Raw genomic sequence first — 22,970 nt, forward strand, 5'->3', positions numbered from 1 at the left:
ATGATCCCGATGCCGCGCGAGAATACCCCGCTCTGGTCCGACACCGAGGTGCTGGAATGCGTGGCGGTGGTGCCCGAGGCCCCGGGCGTGAAGACATTCGTCTTCCGCCCGCCCTCGGGGGCGACCTTCCTGTTCCGCGCGGGTCAGTTCATCACGCTCGAACTGCCGGTTCCGGGCGGGCCCGAGCATCGGACCTACACGATCTCGTCGAGCCCGACGAGCAACGTCTATCTCGCGGTCACCGTGAAGGCCCAGCCCGACGGGCGCGGCGGCTCGCGCTGGATGCTCGAGAACCTGGTGCCCGGGATGCGGCTCAAGGTCTTCGGCCCGGCGGGTGTCTTCCACCTGCCGCGCCAGCCCGACGGGAAGTACCTCTTCATCTCGGCGGGTTCCGGCGTCACGCCGATGATGTCGATGGCGACCTTCCTGTTCGAGCGCGGCGAGGATCCCGACATCTCCTTCGTCCACTGCGCGCGCCGGCCTTCGGACCTGATCTTCCGCAAGCGGCTCGAATACATGGCGAGCCGGGTGCAGGGGCTGAAGCTCCATTTCGTCGTCGGCCGGGACGAGCCCTACGAGGTCTGGACCGGCTATCGCGGCCGCTTCAACCAGCTGATGCTGGGCCTGATGACGCCCGATTACCTCGAGCGCGACGTTTATTGCTGCGGGCCCGAGGGCTTCATGCAGTCGGTGCGCGACATGCTTCACTCGCTCGGCTACGACATGGCGCGCTACCGGCAGGAGAGCTTCGACGCGCCCGCCGAGCGGGTCGAGGACATCATCGCGCCCGAGGACGTGGTGCCGCAGGAGATGGCCCCCGCCGAGATTGTCTTCGCGGGCTCGGGCGTCACCGCTACCTGCACCGAGACGGACACGCTGCTGGCCGTCGCCAAGGCCTCGGGGCTCAACATCCCCTCGGGCTGCAACTTCGGCGTCTGCGGGACCTGCAAGGTGCGCAAGGTGTCGGGCGACGTGCACATGGTCCACAACGGCGGGATCAGCGAGGACGATGTCGCCGATGGATACGTGCTTGCCTGTTGCTCGCGTCCTCTTGGCCGGGTCGAACTCGACGTCTGAGGCAGGCCGGCGGCTGGCCGCCGGCGGATCTCCTGCCGCTCAGTCCTCGATGGGCGGCAGGCGTTCTTCCAGCCACGCGCGCAGATGGGCATGCTGCGAGGGCAGCTTGAGCGCCTCGCCCAGGTGCGCCATCTCCTCGTCGCGGTCGAAGCCCGGCTCGTCGGTCGCAACCTCGAAGAGCACGCCGCCGGGCGTGCGGAAATAGATCGCCCAGAAGTAGTCGCGGTCGATCACCTCGGTCACGCGGTGGCCGGCCGACACGAGGGCATCGCGCGTCTCGCGCTGCGCGGCCCGGTCTGCGACCGAGAACGCGACATGGTGGACCGAGCCCGCGCCCTGCGTGGCCTCGGGCAGGTCCGGCGCGATTTCGAGGTCCACGCGATCGGCGCCATTGCCGCCATCGAGCGCGTAGCAGGTCAGCGCGCCTTCCTGCCCGACCTCGCGATATCCCATGAAGCTGAGCAGATCGCCCATCGCGCCGCCTTCCCGCAGCCTGAGCCGGACGCCGCGGAAGCCGCGGATCGCGATGTCCGAAGACACGTCCCCGCCGGTCCACGGCGTGCGCGCGTCATCCGCGGTCTCGACCAGCGCGAAAGCGTCGCCGTCGGGCCCCTCGAAGCGAAGCCGTGCCTCGCCGAAGGCGGCCTCGGCGGCGAGACCGCGAACGCCCCTCGCGTTCAGCCGCTCCTCCCAGGCCGCAATCGTGCCAGCCGGCACCGAGAACTCGGTAACCGCTGCCTCGCCGGTTCCGGGAATGCCGCGCGCGATGCCGGGGAAGGGGAAGTAGGTCATCACGGTGCCCGGTGTTCCCGCCTCGTTGCCGTAATAGAGGTGGTAGACATGGGGCACGTCGAAATTGACCGTCGTCTTCACGCGACGCAGGCCAAGGGTTTCCGTGAAGAACCGGTTGTTACGCCGCGCATCGGCCGCGAGCGAGGTGATATGGTGCAGTCCCTGGATCTTCCGAAGCATCTGTGCGCCCTCCTCTCGGTGATGATGTCGCGGTCACTGGATCGCAGCATATAGAAACCACTTGCACCAATCCGTAACCCGCGGTGAGTGGCAGTAACTGTTGCCGAATGGGCAATAATTCGAACACCGCCGCTCCCGTCGTCGTAGCAGGGGGGGAAGAGCAGCATTCCTGATCGAAGTCGCTCGGCTCGCGTCGGCTGGACCCTCGGGCTTGGTTCAGACGAGCCGACGCGGGTGCCTTGCTGACCCGCGCCCGGCTTGCCGCGTCCCGGTCTTCGGCAGAGAGCCTCCAAACGCGAAACCGGAGCGCGGGAGCCATCCAGCTGGGATCTGGCCTCCCGCGTGCTGCGAAGGAGCCTTTAGGTGCCACGGCCCGCGATCAAGACTTTACGCTCACGAAGCAGGCAGGAGGCTGCCCCACGCAGTCAGCGTCTTGGTCAGGAGGCCTGCTGGCGTAAGCGAAGGTAGCCGAATTGCTCGCCACTCTCGCGAAACGCTCAAGGAAATCAGCTTGTCAGAGGGAGGAGTGGTGCCCAGGGGCGGATTCGAACCACCGACACGCGGATTTTCAGTCCGCTGCTCTACCAACTGAGCTACCTGGGCCCTGATCGACGGATCGATCGGAAACGCCGTATGGCGTGTGTGACGCGCTACTTAGGCGATTGGGGCGGGGGTGTCCAGCGCCAAATTCCATGGGTCCTCGCGTCCGTGCGGCGGGCCTCGCTCGGTCCCGCCGGATGGGTGCGGAACGCGGCACGGTCACGGCACCGGTCGGCTCAGGGAGCCGTGGCCTGGGCCGAAATCGCGGAGAAGATGCCGTCGAGTTCGGCGGCCACCTCGGCCAGGGGCGCACCGCCCTCGTCCGCATAGGGCGCAAAGACCGTGGATGGCAGCTTGTAGGCGAGCGTCGCCGTGCCGTCGGGGTTCTCGGTCACGTAGAAACGGAGCGGCGCCTCGATCATCGCCGCCACGCTGATCTCGAGGAGGCGCACGGCGAAGACATTGTTGAAGACCCCGACGACCCGGTTGCCGGGAATCGTGATGCCCCGCGCGCGAGCCGCTCCGGTCGGCCCCGCCTCGGTGACGACAAAGAGGCCCTCGGCCTCGACGACCCGCCTCAGCCGTTCGAGCAGGGTCTCGAAGGGATGCGGGGTCGCGACCACCGACCATCCGTCGCGCGCGGCAAGCGGCGCGTCCCAGCCCGCTGCGGGGGCCATTGCCGGGGCGAGCGAAAGCACTGCGGCCAGGATTGCGGGCAGGAGGCGGCGGTGTGCCGATGCTCGCATGATCTCCCCGCTTCAGGCTGCGGCGCCGCGCGCGGCGAGGGGCGGATCCATTGCGAGTGCGGCGCGCAGCCGTGTGCCGATCACCGATCCCGCGAAACCCCAGAGGAGCCACCAGAACCCGTGCATCGAGCCGGACACCAGGCCGCCCAGATAGGCGCCGATGTTGCAGCCATAGGCGAGCCGGGCGCCATAGCCCATCAGCAGCCCGCCCGCGATGGCAGTCAGCAGGTCGCGCGCGGAGAGATGCCAGACCGGTGCGAAACGGCCCGCGAGGGCGGCGGCGGCAAGTGCGCCCAGGACGATGCCGAAATTCATGATCGAGACCGCATCCGCAAAGACGCTCGCCGCAAGCTGATCAGCGCGCCAGCCCTGCCAGTAGGGCCAGGATGCCACGTCGCCACCCGCCGCATGCAGGATCTTCGCGCCCCACAGCGCGAAACCCGAGGTGATGCCCCATGGCTGCTGGAAGACCAGGAAGCAGCCGATCGAGACGATCGCCAGCGCGACCGCGCCGCGGGTCATCGACCAGGGTCCACGCAGGACGCTCCCGCTCGCGCGATCGGGCTCGAGCGCACCGTGGGCACGCCGCTCGATGGCGGCCGAGGCGCCCCAGATCGCCGCGAGCATCGCCCCCAGCACGGCCAGCCCGCCCCATGGTCCGAAGAGCGTGATCAGCGACGTGCCGGGAATGTTCGGGACCCCCGTGATGCGGTCGAGCTGGCCCCAGAAGCCGGGGATGTCCGCGGTCGCCCAGACGCTGCCCGCGATGAAGAAGGCGAGAACGATCGTCATGCGTGTCGAGCCCCCACCCACGGTAAAGAGCGTGCCCGATGCGCATCCGCCGCCGATCTGCATTCCGATGCCAAACATGACCGCGCCGATCGCCGAGGCCACACCCATCGGCATGATGACCGGGCGCATGTCGATGCCGGTGATGTCCTCGTAGCCGATCAGAAGGAAGGTGCCGGTGCAGGCCAGCGCGAGGAGCAGCGTCTGCGCCCGAAGGCCGGCGCCGCGCCGCTCACGCACCATGCGTCGCCACGCCGCCGTGAAACCGAACGAGGCATGGTAGAGCGCGAAGCCGGCCGCGCCTCCGAGCAGGGCGCCGGCTGCATAGGTCGTGCCGCTGCCTTGCCATCCGCCGCGTGCGAGGAATGCGGCGACCGCCAGCGCAATCAATCCAGCGACGGAGATGACCAGCACGTTTCGTTGCATCTTCGATCCTCGGACGCTCCGGAAAACGGCGCGAACGCAGTTCTGGTAGCTTGTCTTAGCATCCGCAAGCCGAGATCCGGTGCGGTAATCCTGTTCAGATGCGGTCACATGTCGGTGAGTGGGAGTCGTTTCAAGTCCTTTCGGGGGGCATTCTTTCAAAGACCGCGCAAAATCGCGCGGCGTCTTGAGAGAGGACTTGCGATGACGGCCCGTTCGACCACGTCCTGCCCTGATGAGTCAATCGAGGCCGGTCCGGAAAGCTGGGGACGCACGGTCACGGCGTTTCTCGCGCATTCGTCCGAGACGCCCGTTTATTTGGGCGAGACGCTTGCGGCGCGGCCGGACCACATGCTCGCCTGGATCGCCAAGGGGTTCTTCTACCTGCTGCTTGGCCGCTCGGAGCTCGTTTCCGTGGCTCGTGAGGCACTTGAGCGGGCCGAGGCCATCGCTGCGAGCCGAGGGGCGAACACCCACGAGCGGCACTATCTCGACGCGCTTGCGGCGTATGCCGCGGGGCGGCCTTCCGTGGCCACGTCGCATCTTGCGCGCATCCTCGAGCGGCATCCCGAGGACACGCTCGCCTTCAAGCTCGATCACGCCGTGCGCTTCGTGCTTGGCGATCGCCGGGGCATGCTCGAGCAAAGCGAGCACATCGTCGACGCGATCGGCGCTGATCACCCTCATCTGGGCTACGTGCTCGGGTGCAGGTCGTTTGCGCTCGAGGAGAACGGATCGTTCGGCGAGGCCGAAGCCACGGGCCGCCACGCGGTCGAGATCGCTCCGGACGACGCCTGGGGTCTTCATGCGGTCGCGCATGTCTACGACATGACCGGACGGGCAGAGACCGGCATTCGCTGGCTCGAGAACCGGACTTCGGCATGGGAGCACTGCAACAATTTTGGCGGTCACGTCTGGTGGCATCTCGCGCTCTTCTACCTCGATCTTGGCGACTACGACCGCGTCTTCGATCTCTATGACCGGCATGTGCGCGCCGAGAAGACCGATGACTACCGCGACATCGCGAACGGCGCCTCGATGCTGATGCGGCTTCAGCTCGAGGGGCTCGATGTCGGCGATCGCTGGGACGAGCTTGCGGATCTCGCTGTCAACCGCGTCGACCCGGGCTGCGTGGTTTTCGCGGATCTGCACTACTTGCTGGCGCTGGGCGGGGCCGGGCGCAAGGCGGAAACCGACCGGCTGGTCGAGCGGCTTGCGCGTGACGCGCAGGCGCGAGACCATGACATGCACGAAATCGCGGGGGTGGCGGGACATCCGGCGGCCGTGGGCCTTGCGGCATTCCGCGCCGGAAAGTACGCGCTCGCCTTCGAAAGCCTGCGCGGTGTGCGGCCGGCGCTTCAGCGGATTGGCGGAAGCCACGCGCAGCGCGACGTTTTCTCGCGGATCATGATTGAAGCCGCGATCCGTTCGGGACGTTATGCCGAGGCCGACGTCGAGCTCGCGGCGCGCGCGGCGAGGCGCGGCGCCGAGGACGGGTTCTCGGCGCGCCGGCGTGCGTCGATCGCGCGGGCGCGGGAAGCGAGAGGAGTTGCCGCCGAATGATCGAGGGAGGCATGCGTCAGACGGGCCCTTCGGAGACCCCTGCGCCCGGAGGCAAGCGGCAACGCGACCTGCGGCTCGACTTCTTTCGCGGGCTCGCCATGTTCATCATCCTACTGGCGCATACGCCCGGCAATGCCTGGACGCTGTGGATCCCGGCCCGTTTCGGCTTCTCGGATGCCACCGAGATCTTCGTCTTCTGCTCGGGCTTCGCTTCGGCGCTGGCCTTTGGGGCGACATTCGTCAAGAGGAGCTGGCTGCTCGGCGCGGCGCGGATCGCCTACCGCGTCTGGCAGGTCTACTGGGCGCATATCGGGATCTTTCTCGTCACCGCCACGCTGGTGTTCTCGATCGACTATTTCGGAGTCGGCATCGAGGGGCACCGCCATGTAACCGAGCCATATGTCGTGCCGCTGTTTTCGCGGACCGGAGAGGCCCTGATCGGGCTGCTCACGCTGACCTATGTTCCCGGGCTCTTCGACATCCTGCCGATGTATCTGGTGATCCTGGCCATGGTGCCGGTGGTGATGGCCCTTTACGCCGTTGGCGGGCGTGCCGCGGTTGCGGCGTTCGTCGTGACGGTATGGCTGGCCTCGAACCTTGCGGGTCTTGGCCGTCTGGCCGAGGAGAGCGCTGATCCGGGCGCGCTCACGACCGCACTGGCGCCGCTGGGCACCGCGCTCGGCTGGATGAACCTGCCCTCGAACCCTTTCGGCAACGGCACGTGGTTCTTCAATCCCTTTGGCTGGCAGCTCGTCTTTTTCACGGGCTTCGCCTTCGGCATGGGCTGGATCCCCGCGCCGCCGGTCACGCGAGGCCTGGTGCGCCTCGCCCTGGCGATCGTTGTCCTGACCATTCCCTTCGCCTGGTTCAAGATCCATGACGGCCTTTACGTGCCGGCCGACTGGGCCCTGCGCGAGTGGATCGCCGCCACGCGTGACTGGGCCGAGCCGATGTGGTGGAAGTCGTGGCTCGGCATCTTTCGTTACGCGCATTTTCTGGCCGTGGCTTACCTCGCCTGGGTGGCCGTGGGGCCGGGGGGACGCAGGCTGACCGAGGGCTTCAGCCCGCCGCGGGCCCTGGGGGGCGTCTGGCTTGCGCTCGCCGCCGTCGTCGTGGTGTTGACGATCCCTTATGCCTATGTCGACGAGATCCGCACGATATCGCCGACGCTCGACGCCTTCCTCGTCAAGACGGTTCCGCTGATACCCGGCGACCGGATGGGGCTGGTGCAGCTTGCCCATCTTGTTGCGCTGATCGTCGTCGTCTGGGCCGCGATCGGCGCCAGCGGGCGCGAGGCGGTCGCGCGACGCTGGCTTCCCGCGTCGGTGCCCGTGATCCGCAAGGTCGGCACGCAAAGCCTTGCGGTGTTCATGACCTCGATTCCGCTCGCGCAGATCAACGGTTGGTTGCTCGGCATCATGGGGCCGGATGTCTGGACCCGCGCCGCGATCAACCTGAGCGGGTTCGCCATACTGATAGCAACGGCCTATATGGTGTCTTGGTTCAAGTCGCAGCCGTGGCGCGGCGCCCAGGTTGCGTCAGCCGGTGCCATCGAAGGCCACGGCCGGAAGGCCGGCGCCTCGGGCGGCAAGGCGGCGCGGGCATGACAGGAGCGGCCTCGACCGCAGAGGTCTGACGAGGGAGAGACGCATTGTTCGTGGATGCGGGCAAGGACAACGGCAGGCGCCGTTCCTCGGATTATGACCCTGAAACCGCGCTCGACCGGCTGGCCCGGTCGGATCGCGGCGCGGCTTACGTGATCGGCCAACTGGGTCAGTCGCTCGATGGACGCATCGCGACGCCCACCGGCGCGTCGAAATACATCAACGGCCACGAGGCGCTGCGCCACCTCCACCGCATCCGCGCATGCGTCGACGCGGTTCTGGTGGGCGTTGGAACCGCCATCGCCGACAATCCCCAGCTGACGACCCGGCATGTCGATGGGGCAAATCCGGTCAGGGTGATCGTGGATCCGCAGGGGCGGATGCCCGAGGGCCTCGCGATGCTGCGTGACGGGGCCGCGCCGGTGCTGGTCGTCACGCTGCCTGGCAGCGACGTTCCGCGAGGGGCGGAGCCGGTCCACCTTCACTGCGATGGCGGCGGGCATATCCGACCCGGAACGATAGCCGCGGCCTTGCGCGAGCGCGGCCTGCATCGCCTTCTCGTTGAAGGGGGCGCCGCGACCCTTGCACGTTTCATCGATGCGGGTGAGCTTGACGAACTGCACCTGATGGTCGCGCCCATCGTCCTTGGGTCCGGCAAGACGGGGCTGAACCTGAATCCGATCGCCGGCCTCGACGAGGCCCTGCGCCCATTGGTGCGCACGATGCGGTTCAAGGATGGAGACATGCTGTGCATGTGTGACATGCGCCGCCCGGTGGCCGTCTGAAGGCCGGAGGGCTCCGAAACGGGAGGTGACGGTCAATGCAACGCGTCCGCTACAGCCTTCTCCAGCGTCTGCTTCACTGGATCGTGGCGCTCTGCGTCCTTGGAGCCCTCTCTGCCGGGTTCGTCCTCGGGACCCTGGGGTTCGAGGGCGCCAAGAACAGCTTCGGTCTCGATACGACCAACGCCATCTACAAGTACCACAAGAGCTTCGGCGTGCTGATCCTCGGGCTGATGCTCGTCCGCCTGGGCTTGTGGGTGGTGCTCGGGCGGCCAGCTTTGCCCCAGTCGATGCCGGGGTGGCAGCGTGTCGCCGCGATCGCGACGCATGGGGCGCTCTACGCGCTGCTGATCGCCATGCCTGTCGTCGGCTGGATGGCCACGGCGTCCGGGGGCTTCCCGATCGAGTTCTTCGGTTATGTACTTCCGGGTTTCATGGCGAAAGATCCGGAACTGTCGAAGTGGCTCTACGAGGTGCACGGTGCCCTGGGGGTTGCCATCCTCGCGGTCGTGGCACTGCACATCGCGGCTGCGCTTCATCACTGGCGGGTCAAGCGCGACGGGGTCATGCGGCGCATCAGCCTGCCCTGACGTGGCCACGCGCGAGCATGCCGGCCCCGCCCGAGCCGTTCACTTAGGTGGGAACGCGAGTAGGTCGCGGTGCCCGATGACAACGCGCCGCGCGTGGCGATGCGCGTCGAGCCACGCGGCGGCCGTCGCCGGGCCCAGATGGTCCGAGATCGCGCCGGCGCTTCCCTCGGCCAGAGCCTCGATCAGGCCGGCGTCGGCGGGCGCGGCGAGGTCCCAATCGCTGCGCCCTTCTTCGACGGCGAATCCCCGATCAGCGAGACACTGCGCCAGATATCCGTGCGCGTCGGGTCCGAGTGCCCGCCCAAGGCCCTTATCCCGCCTCTGGTCGGCGTGGAAAGCCGCCAGCGCGGCCTCGTCGAGCGCCGATGGTGGCTCCCACTCCTCCCGCCCGTCATAGCTGAGAACGGCGTAGAGCACGGTGCGCGCTTCGGTAAGGGCGTCGGCCAGGCGATCGATAAAATCCTTGCCGCAGAGGTCGAAGAAGGCGGAAGCGGTGACAAGCTGGGGTCGGACCCGACGGACGAGGTGCGTTGCATCGACGGACAGGTCGGTGATTTCGCATTGCGCCGTCACACGCCCGGGAAGCGAGCGGGCTGCGCGTGAAAGAAGCACGTCGTCGGCGTCCGCCAACACCCAGTGCTGTGGCGCGGGCAGGAGAGGTGCGGTCGCGCGCATGTTGTTGCCGCTTCCCGCCCCGAGGTCGAGGACCCTGAGATGTGAATGGCGCGCGAAATGCGCGGCCAGGTGCTGGGCGAGGCTCGTGTTGCGCGCGCGCAGATCGGCAGGTGCGCGAAGGTCGAGCCAGTCGGCCGAGAAACCGCTCACGTCGCGCCCGTCGCGGCGAGCCCGTGCGTGGCCTCGTCTGCAAGTTCCACGAGCATCGCCGCGACGGCCCTGACTGTATCGGGCCAGCGGGGAAGGTCTTGCGCAGCGGACCATGCTCGGTCGGCAAGGGATCTTCGCGCGGCCAAGTCCGTGATCATCGTCCGCAGCGCCTCGGTCAGCGCTTCCTCGTCGTCGGGGTCGACCAGCAGCGCGGCGCCCATCGTCGCCTCGGGGATTGCCCCGGCGCGGGTGCCGATCACCGGCAGCCCATGGGCCAGCGCCTCGGCATAGACCATTCCGAAGCCTTCGTAGCGCGATGCGAGGGCAAAGATGTCGGCCCCCGACCAGAGTTCGGCCAGCCCATCGGCATCGGCCGGCCCGTGGAAGCGAATGCGATCCACGAGCCCGTGCTGCGCGGTCAGGGCCTTCAGTTCCCGTGCATGTGCGGGGTCCCGGTCCTCGGCCCCCACGATGGTCAGATGCCAGCCGAGGTGCGCGAGACGGCCAAGCGCCGAGATCAGCCGGTCATGGCCCTTCCGCGGGACCAGCGTGCCGACGGAGAGCAGTTGAGCCTCAAGGCCTGACGATCCCGTCGCGCGCGGGAACTCAGGCGTCCCCGGCGGCGCGACGGTGATGCGATCCGGCGCAACGCCGTAGTCGGCAACCAGGGTTGCCGCCGTCGTCCGGCTTGTGGTCAGGACGCGCGCTGCATGGCTCAGGGCCAGGCGTTCCGACGCTTCGAGGCGGATTGCCAGTTCGGGATCGATCCCGGTCTCGAGGGCGAGTGGATGATGACAGAGCGCGACGAGCGGGCCCTGCAGTTGCTGGAGCACATGCTCGGGCATCGCGCCAAGGGCGAGGCCATCGATGATCACCGGCCAGCCAGTGGGCATCGACGCCAGGCAGCGAGCAGTCTGCGCCACGTCCCCCGCGCCGGGGCTCGGCCATTCCCCCGGGAGCGGCCAGTGCACGAGATCCAGACCCGCCGCCTTCGCGCCGGCCAGGAGTTGTCGGGCATAGGCATATCCGCCCGTGGGTGTCGCCAAATCGCCGGGAACGGCGAGTATGGCGCGAGCGATCACGGCCGCCCCTCGTACCACGCGCGGGCCACATGGCTTTCATTCAGGGTGACGCGGATCAGGCTCAACCCCTCGGAGCCTGGGCCGAGTGATCCGTCGCGCGCCGCGCCAGCGATGGCGTCGAAGATGTGCCGGCACAGGAACTCGGTCGTCGTCACCTTCCCGGTGAACTGGGGGAGCATGTCGAGATTGGCGTAATTGAGCGGTGCCAGCGTTGCCTTGAGCGCATCGTGAGCGCGGCCGATGTCGACGACGATGCCGTCCTCGGAAAGCGTCTCGCGGAAGAAGGCCACATCGACGACATAGGTCGCGCCGTGCAGCTTCTGCGCGGGGCCAAAGACGTCGCCGGGCAGGGAGTGGGCGATCATGATGTGGTCGCGGACTTCGACGGCGTACATTCTCAGGAGTTCTCCTCGCGGTAGGTGACGCGTGTAGCGATACCCGGCGCACCCGGTGCCAACAACCCGGGCAGGGCGTCTGGCAAGGCGTCGAGCGGCACGTCTCCAGTCAAAAATGCGTCAATCCGCGCATCGTCAAGCAGGGAAAGTGCATGGCCAATGCGTTCGCGATGGCTGACGGCTGCGCGTCGCCGGGGCGCAACGTGCCCGACCTGGCTCGACCGGATGGTCAGCCGCCGGGAATGGAATGCGGCCCCCAGCGGGACGGCGACGGTGCTGTCACCATACCAGCTGAGCTCGATCACCGTCCCCTCGAAGCGCAGTGCCGAGAGCGCCGCGGCGAGCCCGGCGGCCGACGCCGAGGTGTGAAAGACGAGGTCGTGATCCGCCTCGAGCGCTTCTGGATTACAGAATGTCACGCCAAATTCAGCGGCGAGCCTCTCGCGCTCGGGTACGATGTCGCTCGCCGTGATTGTCAGGTCGGTACGCCGGGAAAGCAGTGACAGGATGAGCAGTCCCAGGAGCCCAAGCCCCACGACGGCGATGCGAGCGCCCGGCCGCAGCTCCGCATCCCACAATGCGTTGAGCGCCGTCTCCATGTTCGCGCCCAGCACCGCGCGCCCCGGCGGGATGCTGTCAGGCAGCGGCAGGACCGACGCGGCAGGCACGCGGAACCGCTCCTGATGCGGGTAGAGCGCGAAAACGCTGCGGCCCAGAAGGCCTTTCTCGCCGCCCACGACTCGACCGACGGCCGCATAGCCATATTTTACCGGGAAGGGGAGATCGCCCTCCTGGTGCGGCGCGCGCATTCGTTCGTGCTCGCTGGCAGGGATCCGGCCCTCCCAGACGAGGCGCTCGGTCCCGCGGCTGAGTGCCGAGAACAGCGCCTCGACCTCGACCCAGCCGTCATGCAGATCCGGCAGCGGGGTCGGCCGAAGTTCCGCGTTGCGCGGGCCAACGTACCAAAGCGCGCGTGCGGTGTCGGCCATGGCTATCATCCGTGCTTGCAGCTGCGTAGGCGCGCGTCAACATATGCACCGCCGCAGGGTCGGGAAAGGACGATCGACGATCATGCCGACTGACATCACTCCTCCCCTCGATCCGGCGCGGACAGCGCGCTCGGACGCAATCCGAAGCGAGAGCGGCTGGATGACCCCTGCAGCGCTGCAGGGTCGGCGCGCGCTGGCTGCGCGCAGATGGGGCTTCCTTGCGCTCAACCTGCTGACGGTCGCCGCGCTCGGCTGGGGTGTTGCCAACGTGTTTGGCGCGGGTGGCTGGTCGATCAGCGACGTCGTGATGACCGCCTGTTTCCTGCTCGGCGCGCCCTGGACGGTGTTGGGCGTGTGGAACGCGCTGATCGGCGTGTTCCTGCTCCATGGCCGCCGCGATGGCATGGCGCTTGCGGCGCCGCATCTGGCGGCCGGGGACGGCGATGCGCCGCTTGCGCTGCGCACCGCGATCGCCATGACATTGTGCAACGAGGACCCGACCCGCTCCTTCTCGAAGCTGGTCGAGATGCGCCGCAGCCTGGACGAGACGGGGCAGGGCGGCCGGTTCGATATCTTCGTGCTCTCGGACACGACCGATCCCGAGATCGCGTCGCTTGAGGAGCGGTTGTTCGAGCGGAACCGTTCCTTGCTTGGCCCGAACGCAGCCTACCGGCGCCGCACGCGCAATACCGGCTTCAAGGCGGGCAATGTGCGCGACTTCCTGCAGACGCTGGGACGCAAGCACGATTTCTACCTGCCGCTCGACAGCGACAGCCTGATGGCGGGGCCGACGATCCTGCGGATGCAGCGGATCATGGAGGCATTCCCCCGCATCGGCATCCTGCAGAGCCTGGTGGTCGGGGCACCCGCCACGAGCTTTTTCGCGCGCGTCTTCCAGTTCGGCATGCGCCACGGCATGCGAAGCTACACGATGGGTGCGGCCTGGTGGCAGGGCGACTGCGGTCCCTACTGGGGACACAACGCGCTGATCCGGGTTGCGCCATTCCGGCGTCACTGCCGCCTCCCGGTCCTTCCCGGAAAGCCCCCGCTGGGCGGTCACATCCTGAGCCACGACCAGCTAGAAGCCGTGCTGATGCGCCGCGCGGGCTACGAGGTGCGGGTGCTTCCGGTCGAGACCGAAAGCTGGGAGGAGAACCCCCCGACGTTGATGGACTTCACCAAGCGCGACCTGCGCTGGTGCCAGGGCAACATGCAGTACTGGCGTCTGCTGGGGTTGCGCGGGCTCGAGCCGGTGTCGCGGTTCCAGATCTTCGCCGCCATCATGATGTACGTGGCCGCACCCGCGTGGATGATCATGACGATCGCAGCCGCCGCGCGCATCGTCGAGGGCGAGGTTGCGGATATCGATGTTGTTCTGGGTATCACGATGTTCTTCATCATGTTCGCCGTGAGCTTGGTTCCCAAGCTTCTGGGGATGCTCGACACCGTGCTGACCCCCGGCGCCGTCGCGCGTTACGGTGGCCCAATCCGTTTTCTCGCGAGCGGGCTGGTCGAGACGCTGATGTCGGTGTTGATGGCGCCGGTCGTTGCCTTCCGCGTGAGCATCTTCCTGGTCGGCCTGGCGTTTGGCAAATCGATCATCTGGGGCGCGCAGAACCGCGATGCCTATCGCCTTGGCTGGGCCGATGCCGCGCGCGGGCTCTGGCCGCAGACGCTGTTCGGGCTCGGGCTCAGTGCGGTCATCGTCGGCGCGCTTGGCTGGGGAGGCACGGTCTGGGCCGCGCCGATGCTGGCGGGGTTATCCTTCGCGATCCCGTTCGCCGTGGCGACGGCGAGCCCCGCGCTCGGGCGGCTGGCGACCCGCGTCGGTCTGTGCGCCATCCCCGACGAGATCGCGAGGCCCGCGCCGCTGGTCCGCACCGGGTATTTCGATGCGGCCGAGCAGGGAGTGCACGCAGCCGAGTTGCCGCGGGCAGCCTGAGGCCGCGACGCGCGGGCAGGGAGCGGGCGACCCTCCGCCCGCCACGACGCTTGACCCGGCAGCTCTGGACCTATCGAATGTGTTCGCTGGCTCCTTGCGGCATGCGCGCCATGCGCGTTAGCGAGTGCAGTAAGTCCTGATCCGGTCAGAGGTTTTGCCATGTCGCTCGCGCATCCGTATCTGCTTTTCCTTGGTGACGCGCCCGATGCGCTGGCAGCAAAGGTGGCGCAGGGCGTCCGCGACTGGCGGCCCGAGGCGAGCGTGGGGCAGTTCAGGATGCCCGGCTGCAACGCCGACATGCGGCTGCCCGACATGACGATCGCCGAGGCGGCGGCCGCTGGCGCGAAGACCCTGGTGATCGGGGTCGCGAACCGCGGTGGCGTCATCTCGGACGCCTGGCAGAGCGTGCTGATCGAGGCCATGGAGGCGGGGATGGACATCGCCGCCGGGCTTCACACCTTGCTGCGCGATCAGCCTGCGCTCGTCGAGGCCGCCGCCCGCACCGGCTGCAGGCTCCACGACGTTCGACTTCCCGCGCGCAAGTATCCCATCGGCGATGGCAAGCGGCGCAACGGCAAGCGCCTGCTCGCGGTCGGCACCGATTGTTCTTGCGGCAAGATGTACACCGCTCTCGCGATGGAAAAGTCGATGCAGGCGCGGGGCATGAGTGCCGATTTCAGGGCGACCGGGCAGACAGGGATCCTGATCACGGGCGACGGTGTGCCGCTCGATGCCGTCGTGGCCGATTTCATGGCTGGTGCGGTCGAGGTATTGACGCCCGACAACGACCCCGACCATTGGGACCTTATCGAGGGGCAGGGGTCGCTGTTCCATCCGTCCTACTCCGGCGTCACGATGGCCCTGATCCATGGCGGTCAAGCCGATGCGCTGGTGCTGTGCCACGAGCCCACCCGCACCCATATGCGCGGGTTGCCGCACTATCCGTCGCCCGCCCTGGACGATCTGGGGCCGCTGGTGCTCCCGCTCGCGCGGATCGTGAACCCGGATGTGCGGATCATCGGCTGCTCGATCAATACCGCCGCGCTTCCCGAGCCGGAGGCACTCGCCTACCTCGAGGAGACGGAGAGGCGGCTGGGGCTGCCCTGCGTCGATCCGTTCCGCCAGGGTGCGGATCGCCTGGTCGAGGCCCTCTGAGCATGGCCGCCACGGGGCCAAGCATCAGCGCGCGGATCGAGCGGTTTCCCATCGCGGGCAAATGGACGATCTCGCGCGGGTCGATCACCGAGCTCGACGTGGTGATTGCCGAGGCGACGCTGGACGGGTTCGTCGGTCTGGGGGAGTGCCGCCCGTATCCGCGTTATGGCTGGACGGCCGAGGGCGTGGTCGAGGAGATCTCGTCCGTCGCGCCGAAGCTCGCCCGGCTCTCGGACCCCGAGGCATGGGATCTCGCGCATCTGATGCCTGCCAATGCCGCGCGCAACGCGGTCGATTGTGCGCTGTGGGACCTGAGGGCGAAGATGACGGGGCGCCGGGTCTGGGACCTCGCGGGCCTTCCCCGGCCCGAGCCCGTCGTCACGGCGTTCTCGCTGTCGCTCGACACGCCCGACGCGATGCAGGCGGCCGCGCGCCGCAATGCCGACCGGCCCCTGCTGAAGGTCAAGCTCGGGGGTGAGGGCGATCTCGAGCGCCTCGCGGCGATCCGTGAGGGGGCGCCGAATTCGCGCATCATCATCGACGCGAACGAGGGCTGGGACGCCGCGACCTATTCCGAGCTCGCGCCGCGCCTGGTCGAGCTGGGCGTCGCCATGGTCGAGCAGCCCTTGCCGGCCGACAATGACGCGGCACTTGCCGAAATCGAGCGGCCGCTGCCGGTTTGTGCCGACGAAAGCTGCCACGATCGCGCCTCGCTAGCAGGGCTGGTGGGCAAGTACGACATGATCAACATCAAGCTCGACAAGACCGGCGGGCTGACCGAGGCGCTGGCCCTCAAGGCCGCCGCCGAAGCGCAAGGCTTCGAGGTGATGGTCGGGTGCATGCTGGCCACGTCGCTGGCAATGGCGCCCGCTCATCTCGTCGCGCAAGGGGCTGCCATTGTCGATCTCGACGGCCCGCTTCTGCTTGCGCGCGACTGGCCGGGCGGGCTTGTCTATGAAGGCAGCCTCGTGCATCCGCCCGAGGCCACACTCTGGGGCTGACGCGCCGTAATCGCCGGGAGAGCGGAACATGAGCAGGATCGTCTTCGTCAATGGCGCCTTCGTCCCCGAGGATGAGGCGAAGATCTCGATCTTCGACCGGGGCTTCCTCATGGCCGATGCGGTCTACGAGGTCACCTCGGTGCTTGACGGCAAGCTGTGCGACTTCGCGGGCCACGTCGCACGGCTGCATCGCTCGCTCGGCGAGCTTGGGATGCCGAGCCCGGTGAATGACGACGAGTTGCTGGCGATCCACCGCGAACTGGTGGCGCGCAACGGCATCGAGGAGGGCGTGGTCTACCTCCAGGTCACGCGCGGGGCACATGATCGGGATTTTGCCTGGCCAGAAGGGCTCAAGCCGTCGCTGGTGTTGTTCACGCAGGCCAGGCAGATCGTGACCTCCCCCACGGCGGCCAAGGGGCTCCGCGTCATCTCGATCGACGATTTGCGCTGGGGTCGGCGCGACATCAAGACCGTGCAGCTGCTCTATCCGAGCCTCGCGAAGATGGAGGCGAAGCGCCGCGGCGCGGATGACGCCTGGATGGTGATGGATGGGAAGGTCACGGAAGGCACGTCGAACAACGCCTATATCGTGACGCGCGATGGCACGATCGTTACCCGCAACCTGTCGAATGACATCCTCCACGGGATCACCCGTGCGTCGGTCCTGCGCCTCGCATCGGATGCCCAGATGAAGATCGAGGAGCGGCCCTTCAGCATTGCCGAGGCGCAGGCTGCGACGGAGGCGTTCTCGACCGCCGCTTCGAGCTTCGTCATGCCCGTCGTCGAGATCGACGGCGTGGCGATCGGCGACGGCAGCCCCGGGCCGGTCGCCCGGCGCCTGCGCGAGATCTATATCGAGACCGCGCGCGCGCAGGCTGTCTGATCCGAGCGCGCGCCATGGATGGTGGCGGGGCGGCGGTGCGTAGATCGCCGCAAGAAGCCGTCTGGCGATGATCCGCAGTCAGCCATGAAGATCAACCGGCCGGCGCCGTGAGGCGCCGGCCGGTGACGTTTTCAGCCGTTCCGCGCGACGCCCGTGGCCTTTTCGAGGGCCTGATCGAGATCGGCCATCAGGTCCTCGGCATCCTCGATGCCGATCGAAAGCCGCACCACGTCGTCGCCCGCCCCCGCCGCATCGCGCTGTTCGGGCGAGAGCTGGCGATGCGTCGTCGAGGCCGAATGGATGATCAGCGAGCGCGCGTCGCCCAGATTGGCGACATGGCTGAAGATCTCGACCGCGTCGACCATCTTCACGCAGGCGTCATAACCACCCTTGAGGCGGATGGTGAACAGAGCGCCAGCACCCTTCGGGTACTGCTTGCGCGCCCGGCGGTAATAGGGCGACGACTTGAGCCCCGCATAGGTCACCGCCTCGATCCGCGGATCGGCCTCGAGCCATTCGGCCACCTTGCGGGCGTTGGCGACATGGCGCTCCATCCGCAGGCTGAGGGTCTCGATGCCCAGCAGCGTGATGAAGGCGTTCTGCGGGCTCTGGCACATGCCCAGGTCGCGCAGGCCCACGGCGTGACCATGCAGCGTGTAGGCCAGCGGCCCGAAAGTCTCGTGGAACCTCAGGCCGTGATAGGCAGGCTCGGGCTCGGACAGCGAGGGGAACTTGCCCGCGGCGGTCCAGTCGAACTTGCCCGAGTCGACGACCACGCCGCCCATGACGGTGCCGTTGCCCGACAGGTACTTGGTGGTCGAGTGCACCACGATCGTCGCGCCATGGTCGATCGGGCGGCACAGGTAGGGGGTGGCCGTGGTGTTGTCGACGATCAGGGGGATGCCCTTCTTCTCGGCCACCGCGGCGATCTTGTCGAGATCCGCGACATGGCCGCCGGGGTTCGCGATCGACTCGCAGAAGATCGCCTTGGTCCGCTTGGTGCAGGCCCGCGAAATCTCGCCCGGCTTGTCGATATCGACGAACTTCGCCTCCCATCCGAAGCGACGGATCGTCTGGCTGAACTGGGTGACCGTTCCGCCATAGAGCCGGCTCGAGACGACGATGTTGTCACCGGGCCCCATCAGCGGAAACAGCGCCATGATCTGGGCCGCGTGGCCCGACGAGGTCGCGACCGCGCCGACACCTCCCTCGAGGGCCGCGATCCGCTCCTGCAGCACCGCGACGGTTGGGTTCGTCAGGCGCGAGTAGATGAAGCCCACTTCCTGCAGGTTGAACAACGCCGCCGCATGATCGGCATCACGGAAGACATAGGCGGTGGTCTGGTAAATCGGCGTCTGCCGCGCGCCCGTCGCGGGGTCGGGACGCGCGCCTGCGTGAATCTGGAGCGTGTCGAAGCCGAAGCTGCGGTCGGTCATGGTGTCTCCTCAATCTCTTTTGCCCGCCACTCATTAACGTGCCTGAGCGAAAAATGAAGTGGCATGGTCGTCTGTTGGGTGCCAGGTGGGTTCGAGCGGCGCCGACGCGGCCTGGAATGGTGGGCACTCTCGTGACGGCGCCTGCTTGGAACAGGTGCTTCAGGCGCCATCAACCGGTTCGTAGCCCTCGAATTCAGGCGGCCCGAGATAGATGTCGCGGCTCGACCCAGCGTGCGCATGCGCCTTGCGGAAGGCCTCGGACCGGGTCCAGGCCTCGAAGGCCCCGCGGCTCTCCCACACCGAATGGGAACAGTAGAGGGAATGCGCGTCGGTCCTGGGTCCGCGCAGGAGATGGAACGAGCGAAAGCCCGGCACGTCTTCGAGATGTGATTTCCGACCCGTCCAGATTGCCTCGAACTCGGCTTCACGTCCCGGCGCGATGCGGAAACGGTTCATGGCGATGAACATGGATCCTCCGAACAGGTCACCGCAGGCGCGAGGACAGGACGCCGGAATTGAACCCGCCCCAGCTCAGCTCGCCCCAGAGGCGCTGATACTCGATCTTCGGGCAGCGGTTCATGATCACCGTCAGCCCCGCAGCCTCGGCCCGCGCCGCGGCGTCGTGGTCTATGACGCCAATCTGCATCCAGATCGTCTTGAGGCCGCGCGGAAGCAGAACTTCGATCGCTTCGTCGACCACTGCGCCGGCTTCCGAGGACCGCCGGAAGATGTCGACCATGTCGATGGGGTCATGCTCGCTCGGGATCGCCGCGAGGCTCTCGATCACTGTCTCGCCAAAGGCCTTCTCGCCCGCGTAGCGCGGATTGACCGGGATGACCTTGTATCCCTTGAGCTTGAGATAGCGCGCCACGTAGAAGGATGGCCGGACCTCGTTGAGCGAGACGCCGACCGTGGCGATGGTCTTGGTGCGCTCGAGCACCGAGCGAAGATGCTCGTGCGAGTAGTTCGGCTCTTGCATCGTCAGATCCTTCGCAGCGCGCCGGCGCCGCGACAAAAAAGTCCGCCGGCTTTTCTTTTGGGGAGAAGACCGGCGGACATCAAGTCGGAACGAGGGACAGTGAGTGTCGGAGCGGGGCGTTCAAACCCGCTCCCGTCCTTAATATGGGACGAGCGCGAAGTTTTCGTAACCCTCTGTAGCATTCTCGTGAGGAAAAATTTCCCGCCAGCCGGATTAGCGCTGCATTCCCCGGGCGCACTTGCCCGTCATTTGCGCATCGACGCGATGTGCAGCGCGACCGCGGCTGCATTCGAGACATTGAGAGAGGCGAAATCCCGAGCCGCCCTGATTCGTGCGAGCTGATCGCAAAGCTCGCGCGTGCGCGGTCGCAGGCCCGGGCCCTCGGCCCCGAGAGCGAGCCCGAGCGGCTTGCCGCTCGTCCCGGGAACGGCGTCATCGATGGATGCATCCCCCGCACCGTCGAGGCCGATCAGCACATATCCAAGGGCGCGGAGCTCTTCCATCGCATCGCCCAGGTTGCGGACACGAAGATAGGGTTGCCGCTCGAGCGCTCCGGATGCCGATTTTGCCAGCGCGCCGGTCTCGGGGGCGGAATGATGGCGCGGCGCGATCACGGCGCGTGCGCCGAAGACCTCGGCCGAACGCAGGATGGCACCGACATTGTGCGGATCCGTCACCCGGTCGAGCAGCACGACGAGCGGAGACGGGTCACGTGGCGTCGGCCGACAGAGGTCGCCAAGCTTGCCCCAGTCGAGCGGCTCGGCCTCGAGCGCGGCCCCCTGGTGGACCGATTGCGGATCGAGAGGCGCATGAAACCGGCGCGGGTCCGCGATCTCGGGGGTCATCCCCGACCCGTCCACGGCATCGCCCAGCCGCTCGCGCGCGTTTGGCGTGAGAATGAGGCGCCGGCGCGTCCGCAGAGGGTTCACCAGTGCATCGCGCACCGCGTGGATGCCGAACAGCCAGACGGTCTCGTTGTCGGCGCCGCGGTGCGGCGGTCGACCGCGACCGCCCGCGATGCCAGCACCGCGCCTGTCGCCGGGGCGGCGCGGGCCTGTCCCGGTGCGGGACTTGGGTGCTTTTGGGCGCTCGGGCGGCATGATCTGGCCCTCTCGGAAGTTTCGCCGCATCCTATGCGTGATCTGCGGGTACACCGCAACAGGCCTCTAAGGGAGGATCGCATGCCCCTTTGCCGCGGAGCGGGCCAGACCTCGCCAACCGGCGGGCAGGACGTCACGATCCGCCCGGCCGAGCCCGACGACGTCGCGCGCATCGCCGTCATCGCCGAGGCGGCGTTCGCGCCCTACATCGCGCGCATCGGCCGTCGGCCCGCGCCCATGGACGACGACTTCGTCGCTGATGTAGCGGCGAGAAAGGTTCTCGTCGCGGGACGGCCCGCGCTGGGGTACGCCATCTCCTGGGCGGCGGGCGGTGGGTGGCACCTCTCGGCGGTGGCGGTCGATCCCGAGGTCGCGGGGCGCGGGATCGGTCGGAGCCTGATCGCCGCGGTCGAGGCCATGGCGCGCGAAAGCGGCGCTTCGGCCATCGAGCTCTACACGCATGCCGCAATGACGGAAAACCGTGCGCTCTACCCGCGCCTGGGCTACAGGGTGACGGGCGAGCGGACCGAGGATGGCTTCCGTCGCGTGTTCTTTCGCAAAGTGCTGACCGGGCCGGAAATCCCCGGTTGACAGCCCGCCGCTGCGCATCCTACACCCGCGCCGGTCACCAGGTGACGCCGGGCGCTCGAAGCGTTTCCAGTGGAGGGGTGGCAGAGCGGTCAAATGCAACGGACTGTAAATCCGTCGGGGAAACCCTACGCTGGTTCGAATCCAGCCCCCTCCACCACCTTCTCATCGACTTGACGGTTTCGGCGCGGACCCGGCTCTGACCCGGTCCACAAGTGGCCATCGGGTGGGGCTATGACCGGTGACGGTCCCGGGCGGCGTGCCCTCCGCCGCCTGTTCTTACCCCGCGCGGGGGCGGTCCCTCTGGTCTGAATTGGTGCCTTGCTTGCCGCTGATCGGGCCGGGGAACGGGCCGAGATGGCTGGCGTTGTATTCGACCTGGAAGATGTGGTTGTAGAGTTGCGCGACCCAGATCTTTCCCTCGATCGTCAGTTCCAGATAACGCAGCGCCGGCCCGATATAGGGTTGGACGTGCGACCAGAAGAACTCGGGATACTGCTCGACCATGTCCATCGCGGAGGTGTAGCCAAGCTGCCGCGCGACGCCCGTCTCGACGAATTCCTGATAGAGCGCGTTCGTCTTGCGGCGGTAGAAGGGGTCGCCCATCTGGCCTATCAGGTCGGCCGCGCGCACCAGCGCGCGCTCGGTGTCGGTCTCGGCGTGTTCGGGGCCCTCGGGCACCGGAAAGCGCGTGTACTCGATCGCGCGGGCGATCCGCTCCTCGTCGATATACTCGGAGGCGGCAAAGCGCTCGCGCGCATAGATCTTCGCGCGGTCGACATGGTAGGGCCCGAGGAACGCGTCCGACGCGCCACGAGGTGGGGTGACGGTTTCGCCATCCTCGTTGATGACGAAGGCATCGCGCGTATCGCCGCCACAAGTGCCGCGGACATAGCCGATGTCGTGGATCAGCAGGGCGACCGTGTAGTGCAGCCAATCCTCGGGCTGGAGCGCCTGAGCCAGCAAGCGACCGCGAATGATCTGCTGACCGGCCAGCGTGACCATCATCGTGTGCTCGGCGTTGTGATAGAGCGCGTCCGAGTTCGCCAGCCGCTCGATCACCAGCCGCGCCGCGCCGCCGATGAAGGTCGCGTATTGCGGCTTCCGCGTCGAGAAGTGCTGCAGGTAGAGGTCGCTGAGATAGTCCCCGAAGGAGGAGGTCAGAATCGTCGTCGGATCAAACATGCGCGGCCCCTTCGTCTATGGCCGCATCGTGAGCAGCCAAGATTGGTCCGTCCATACTGATTGTTAGTGCATGGCGGGCGCTTGGTCCATTGTAGTGATGACGCCCTGCGCTGGCGCCCCGTATCCGGGACGGCTGTCTGCCCTGTCGGCAGTGTGGTCGTGGCGCCATGGTTCGATCAGGATTGCCGACGGCGGTGATCCGGTTCCGGGCCGGCTCGGCGTCGAACGCAGGCTCGTTGTCGGAGCGACTGAGGCACGGCACGCCGCAACAGACGAACGGTTGCGTCGGACAAATGATATCATCGGTCATACCGAGCTTGCGTT

At 67.4% G+C, this 22,970-nt stretch carries 22 protein-coding genes and 2 tRNA genes; 11 read left to right on the top strand and 13 right to left on the bottom strand.

What is annotated here, in order from left to right; translation table 11 throughout:
- Positions 1–1,077: a hybrid-cluster NAD(P)-dependent oxidoreductase gene (locus tag H0I76_RS10970; protein WP_200609905.1), complete on the top strand. Its 1,077-nt coding sequence runs from the start codon at positions 1–3 to the stop codon at positions 1,075–1,077.
- Between the two features lie 39 nt (positions 1,078–1,116).
- On the opposite strand, the gene H0I76_RS10975 is transcribed toward H0I76_RS10970, so the two are convergent.
- The 4 genes from H0I76_RS10975 to H0I76_RS10990 all read right to left on the bottom strand — a co-directional run bounded on the left by H0I76_RS10975 (position 1,117) and on the right by H0I76_RS10990 (position 4,550).
- Positions 1,117–2,049, bottom strand: coding sequence for a VOC family protein (locus tag H0I76_RS10975; protein WP_200609906.1), 933 nt, complete (start codon positions 2,047–2,049; stop codon positions 1,117–1,119).
- Positions 2,050–2,576: 527 nt separating this feature from the next.
- Positions 2,577–2,652, bottom strand: a tRNA-Phe gene (locus H0I76_RS10980).
- Between the two features lie 173 nt (positions 2,653–2,825).
- Entirely contained in the window at positions 2,826–3,335 is a 510-nt protein-coding gene (locus H0I76_RS10985; RefSeq protein ID WP_200609907.1) for a DUF302 domain-containing protein, read from the bottom strand.
- Positions 3,336–3,347: 12 nt separating this feature from the next.
- Entirely contained in the window at positions 3,348–4,550 is a 1,203-nt protein-coding gene (locus H0I76_RS10990) for a YeeE/YedE family protein (RefSeq protein WP_200609908.1), read from the bottom strand.
- Positions 4,551–4,751: 201 nt separating this feature from the next.
- Here H0I76_RS10990 and H0I76_RS10995 point away from each other — a divergent pair, with 201 nt between their 5' ends.
- From H0I76_RS10995 to H0I76_RS11010, 4 genes are read left to right on the top strand one after another with little or no spacing between them, the layout of a single operon-like run.
- On the top strand, positions 4,752–6,110 hold the full coding sequence (locus H0I76_RS10995) for a tetratricopeptide repeat protein (protein WP_200609909.1): 1,359 nt from the start codon (positions 4,752–4,754) through the stop codon (positions 6,108–6,110).
- Positions 6,107–7,717 (top strand): OpgC family protein, encoded by a 1,611-nt coding sequence (locus H0I76_RS11000; RefSeq protein ID WP_200609910.1) that lies wholly within the window; start codon positions 6,107–6,109, stop codon positions 7,715–7,717. The genes H0I76_RS10995 and H0I76_RS11000 overlap by 4 nt, the downstream gene beginning before the upstream one ends.
- Positions 7,718–7,767: 50 nt before the next feature.
- Positions 7,768–8,499 carry a RibD family protein gene (locus tag H0I76_RS11005; RefSeq protein WP_325166441.1) on the top strand — a complete coding sequence of 244 codons (732 nt, stop codon included), beginning with the start codon at positions 7,768–7,770 and terminating at the stop codon, positions 8,497–8,499.
- Positions 8,500–8,534: 35 nt separating this feature from the next.
- The gene (locus H0I76_RS11010) at positions 8,535–9,086 is read left to right on the top strand and encodes a cytochrome b (RefSeq protein WP_200609912.1); all 552 of its coding nucleotides are present in this window, start codon (positions 8,535–8,537) and stop codon (positions 9,084–9,086) included.
- 39 nt (positions 9,087–9,125) lie between these two features.
- Here the strand turns inward: H0I76_RS11010 and H0I76_RS11015 are convergent, their stop codons facing one another.
- Genes H0I76_RS11015 through H0I76_RS11030 form a run of 4 tightly spaced genes read right to left on the bottom strand, consistent with a single transcriptional unit; the run spans position 9,126 to position 12,377 of the window.
- Positions 9,126–9,911, bottom strand: a complete 786-nt coding sequence (locus tag H0I76_RS11015; protein ID WP_200609913.1) for a methyltransferase domain-containing protein — start codon at positions 9,909–9,911, stop codon at positions 9,126–9,128.
- A complete protein-coding gene (locus H0I76_RS11020; protein ID WP_200609914.1) occupies positions 9,908–10,993 on the bottom strand; it encodes a glycosyltransferase family 4 protein in 1,086 nt (361 codons plus the stop codon). Before H0I76_RS11020 ends, H0I76_RS11015 begins: the two co-directional genes overlap by 4 nt.
- Complete coding sequence (locus tag H0I76_RS11025; RefSeq protein ID WP_200609915.1) at positions 10,990–11,388, bottom strand: 6-pyruvoyl trahydropterin synthase family protein; 399 nt, start codon at positions 11,386–11,388, stop codon at positions 10,990–10,992. The genes H0I76_RS11020 and H0I76_RS11025 overlap by 4 nt, the downstream gene beginning before the upstream one ends.
- Before the next feature lie 2 nt (positions 11,389–11,390).
- On the bottom strand, positions 11,391–12,377 hold the full coding sequence (locus H0I76_RS11030; protein WP_200609916.1) for a zinc-dependent alcohol dehydrogenase: 987 nt from the start codon (positions 12,375–12,377) through the stop codon (positions 11,391–11,393).
- Between the two features lie 160 nt (positions 12,378–12,537).
- On the opposite strand from H0I76_RS11030, the gene mdoH reads away from it, so the two are divergent.
- From mdoH to H0I76_RS11050, 4 genes are all read left to right on the top strand, one after another.
- A complete protein-coding gene (mdoH, locus tag H0I76_RS11035) occupies positions 12,538–14,319 on the top strand; it encodes a glucans biosynthesis glucosyltransferase MdoH (RefSeq protein ID WP_200609917.1) in 1,782 nt (593 codons plus the stop codon).
- Between the two features lie 159 nt (positions 14,320–14,478).
- Entirely contained in the window at positions 14,479–15,474 is a 996-nt protein-coding gene (gene dgcN, locus H0I76_RS11040; protein ID WP_200609918.1) for an N-acetyltransferase DgcN, read from the top strand.
- A gap of 2 nt (positions 15,475–15,476) precedes the next feature.
- Entirely contained in the window at positions 15,477–16,475 is a 999-nt protein-coding gene (dgcA, locus tag H0I76_RS11045; RefSeq protein WP_200609919.1) for an N-acetyl-D-Glu racemase DgcA, read from the top strand.
- 28 nt (positions 16,476–16,503) lie between these two features.
- Positions 16,504–17,358 (top strand): D-amino-acid transaminase, encoded by an 855-nt coding sequence (locus tag H0I76_RS11050; RefSeq protein ID WP_200609920.1) that lies wholly within the window; start codon positions 16,504–16,506, stop codon positions 17,356–17,358.
- 131 nt (positions 17,359–17,489) lie between these two features.
- Here the strand turns inward: H0I76_RS11050 and H0I76_RS11055 are convergent, their stop codons facing one another.
- From H0I76_RS11055 to H0I76_RS11070, 4 genes are all read right to left on the bottom strand, one after another.
- Positions 17,490–18,794, bottom strand: coding sequence for an O-acetylhomoserine aminocarboxypropyltransferase/cysteine synthase family protein (locus H0I76_RS11055; protein WP_200609921.1), 1,305 nt, complete (start codon positions 18,792–18,794; stop codon positions 17,490–17,492).
- 159 nt (positions 18,795–18,953) lie between these two features.
- Positions 18,954–19,262: an antibiotic biosynthesis monooxygenase family protein gene (locus tag H0I76_RS11060; protein ID WP_200609922.1), complete on the bottom strand. Its 309-nt coding sequence runs from the start codon at positions 19,260–19,262 to the stop codon at positions 18,954–18,956.
- A 16-nt stretch (positions 19,263–19,278) separates the two neighbouring features.
- Positions 19,279–19,773: a CoA-binding protein gene (locus tag H0I76_RS11065; RefSeq protein WP_200609923.1), complete on the bottom strand. Its 495-nt coding sequence runs from the start codon at positions 19,771–19,773 to the stop codon at positions 19,279–19,281.
- A gap of 245 nt (positions 19,774–20,018) precedes the next feature.
- A complete protein-coding gene (locus H0I76_RS11070) occupies positions 20,019–20,873 on the bottom strand; it encodes a TrmH family RNA methyltransferase (RefSeq protein ID WP_200609924.1) in 855 nt (284 codons plus the stop codon).
- 81 nt (positions 20,874–20,954) lie between these two features.
- On the opposite strand from H0I76_RS11070, the gene H0I76_RS11075 reads away from it, so the two are divergent.
- Complete coding sequence (locus H0I76_RS11075) at positions 20,955–21,464, top strand: GNAT family N-acetyltransferase (RefSeq protein WP_200609925.1); 510 nt, start codon at positions 20,955–20,957, stop codon at positions 21,462–21,464.
- Between the two features lie 71 nt (positions 21,465–21,535).
- Positions 21,536–21,621 (top strand) — tRNA-Tyr (locus tag H0I76_RS11080).
- Positions 21,622–21,740: 119 nt separating this feature from the next.
- On the opposite strand, the gene H0I76_RS11085 is transcribed toward H0I76_RS11080, so the two are convergent.
- The gene (locus H0I76_RS11085) at positions 21,741–22,646 is read right to left on the bottom strand and encodes a hypothetical protein (protein ID WP_200609926.1); all 906 of its coding nucleotides are present in this window, start codon (positions 22,644–22,646) and stop codon (positions 21,741–21,743) included.
- Between the last annotated feature and the right edge of the window lie 324 nt (positions 22,647–22,970).

Origin of the sequence: Thermohalobaculum xanthum, from assembly GCF_016623495.1 — a bacterium.
Lineage (GTDB): Bacteria > Pseudomonadota > Alphaproteobacteria > Rhodobacterales > Rhodobacteraceae > Thermohalobaculum > Thermohalobaculum xanthum.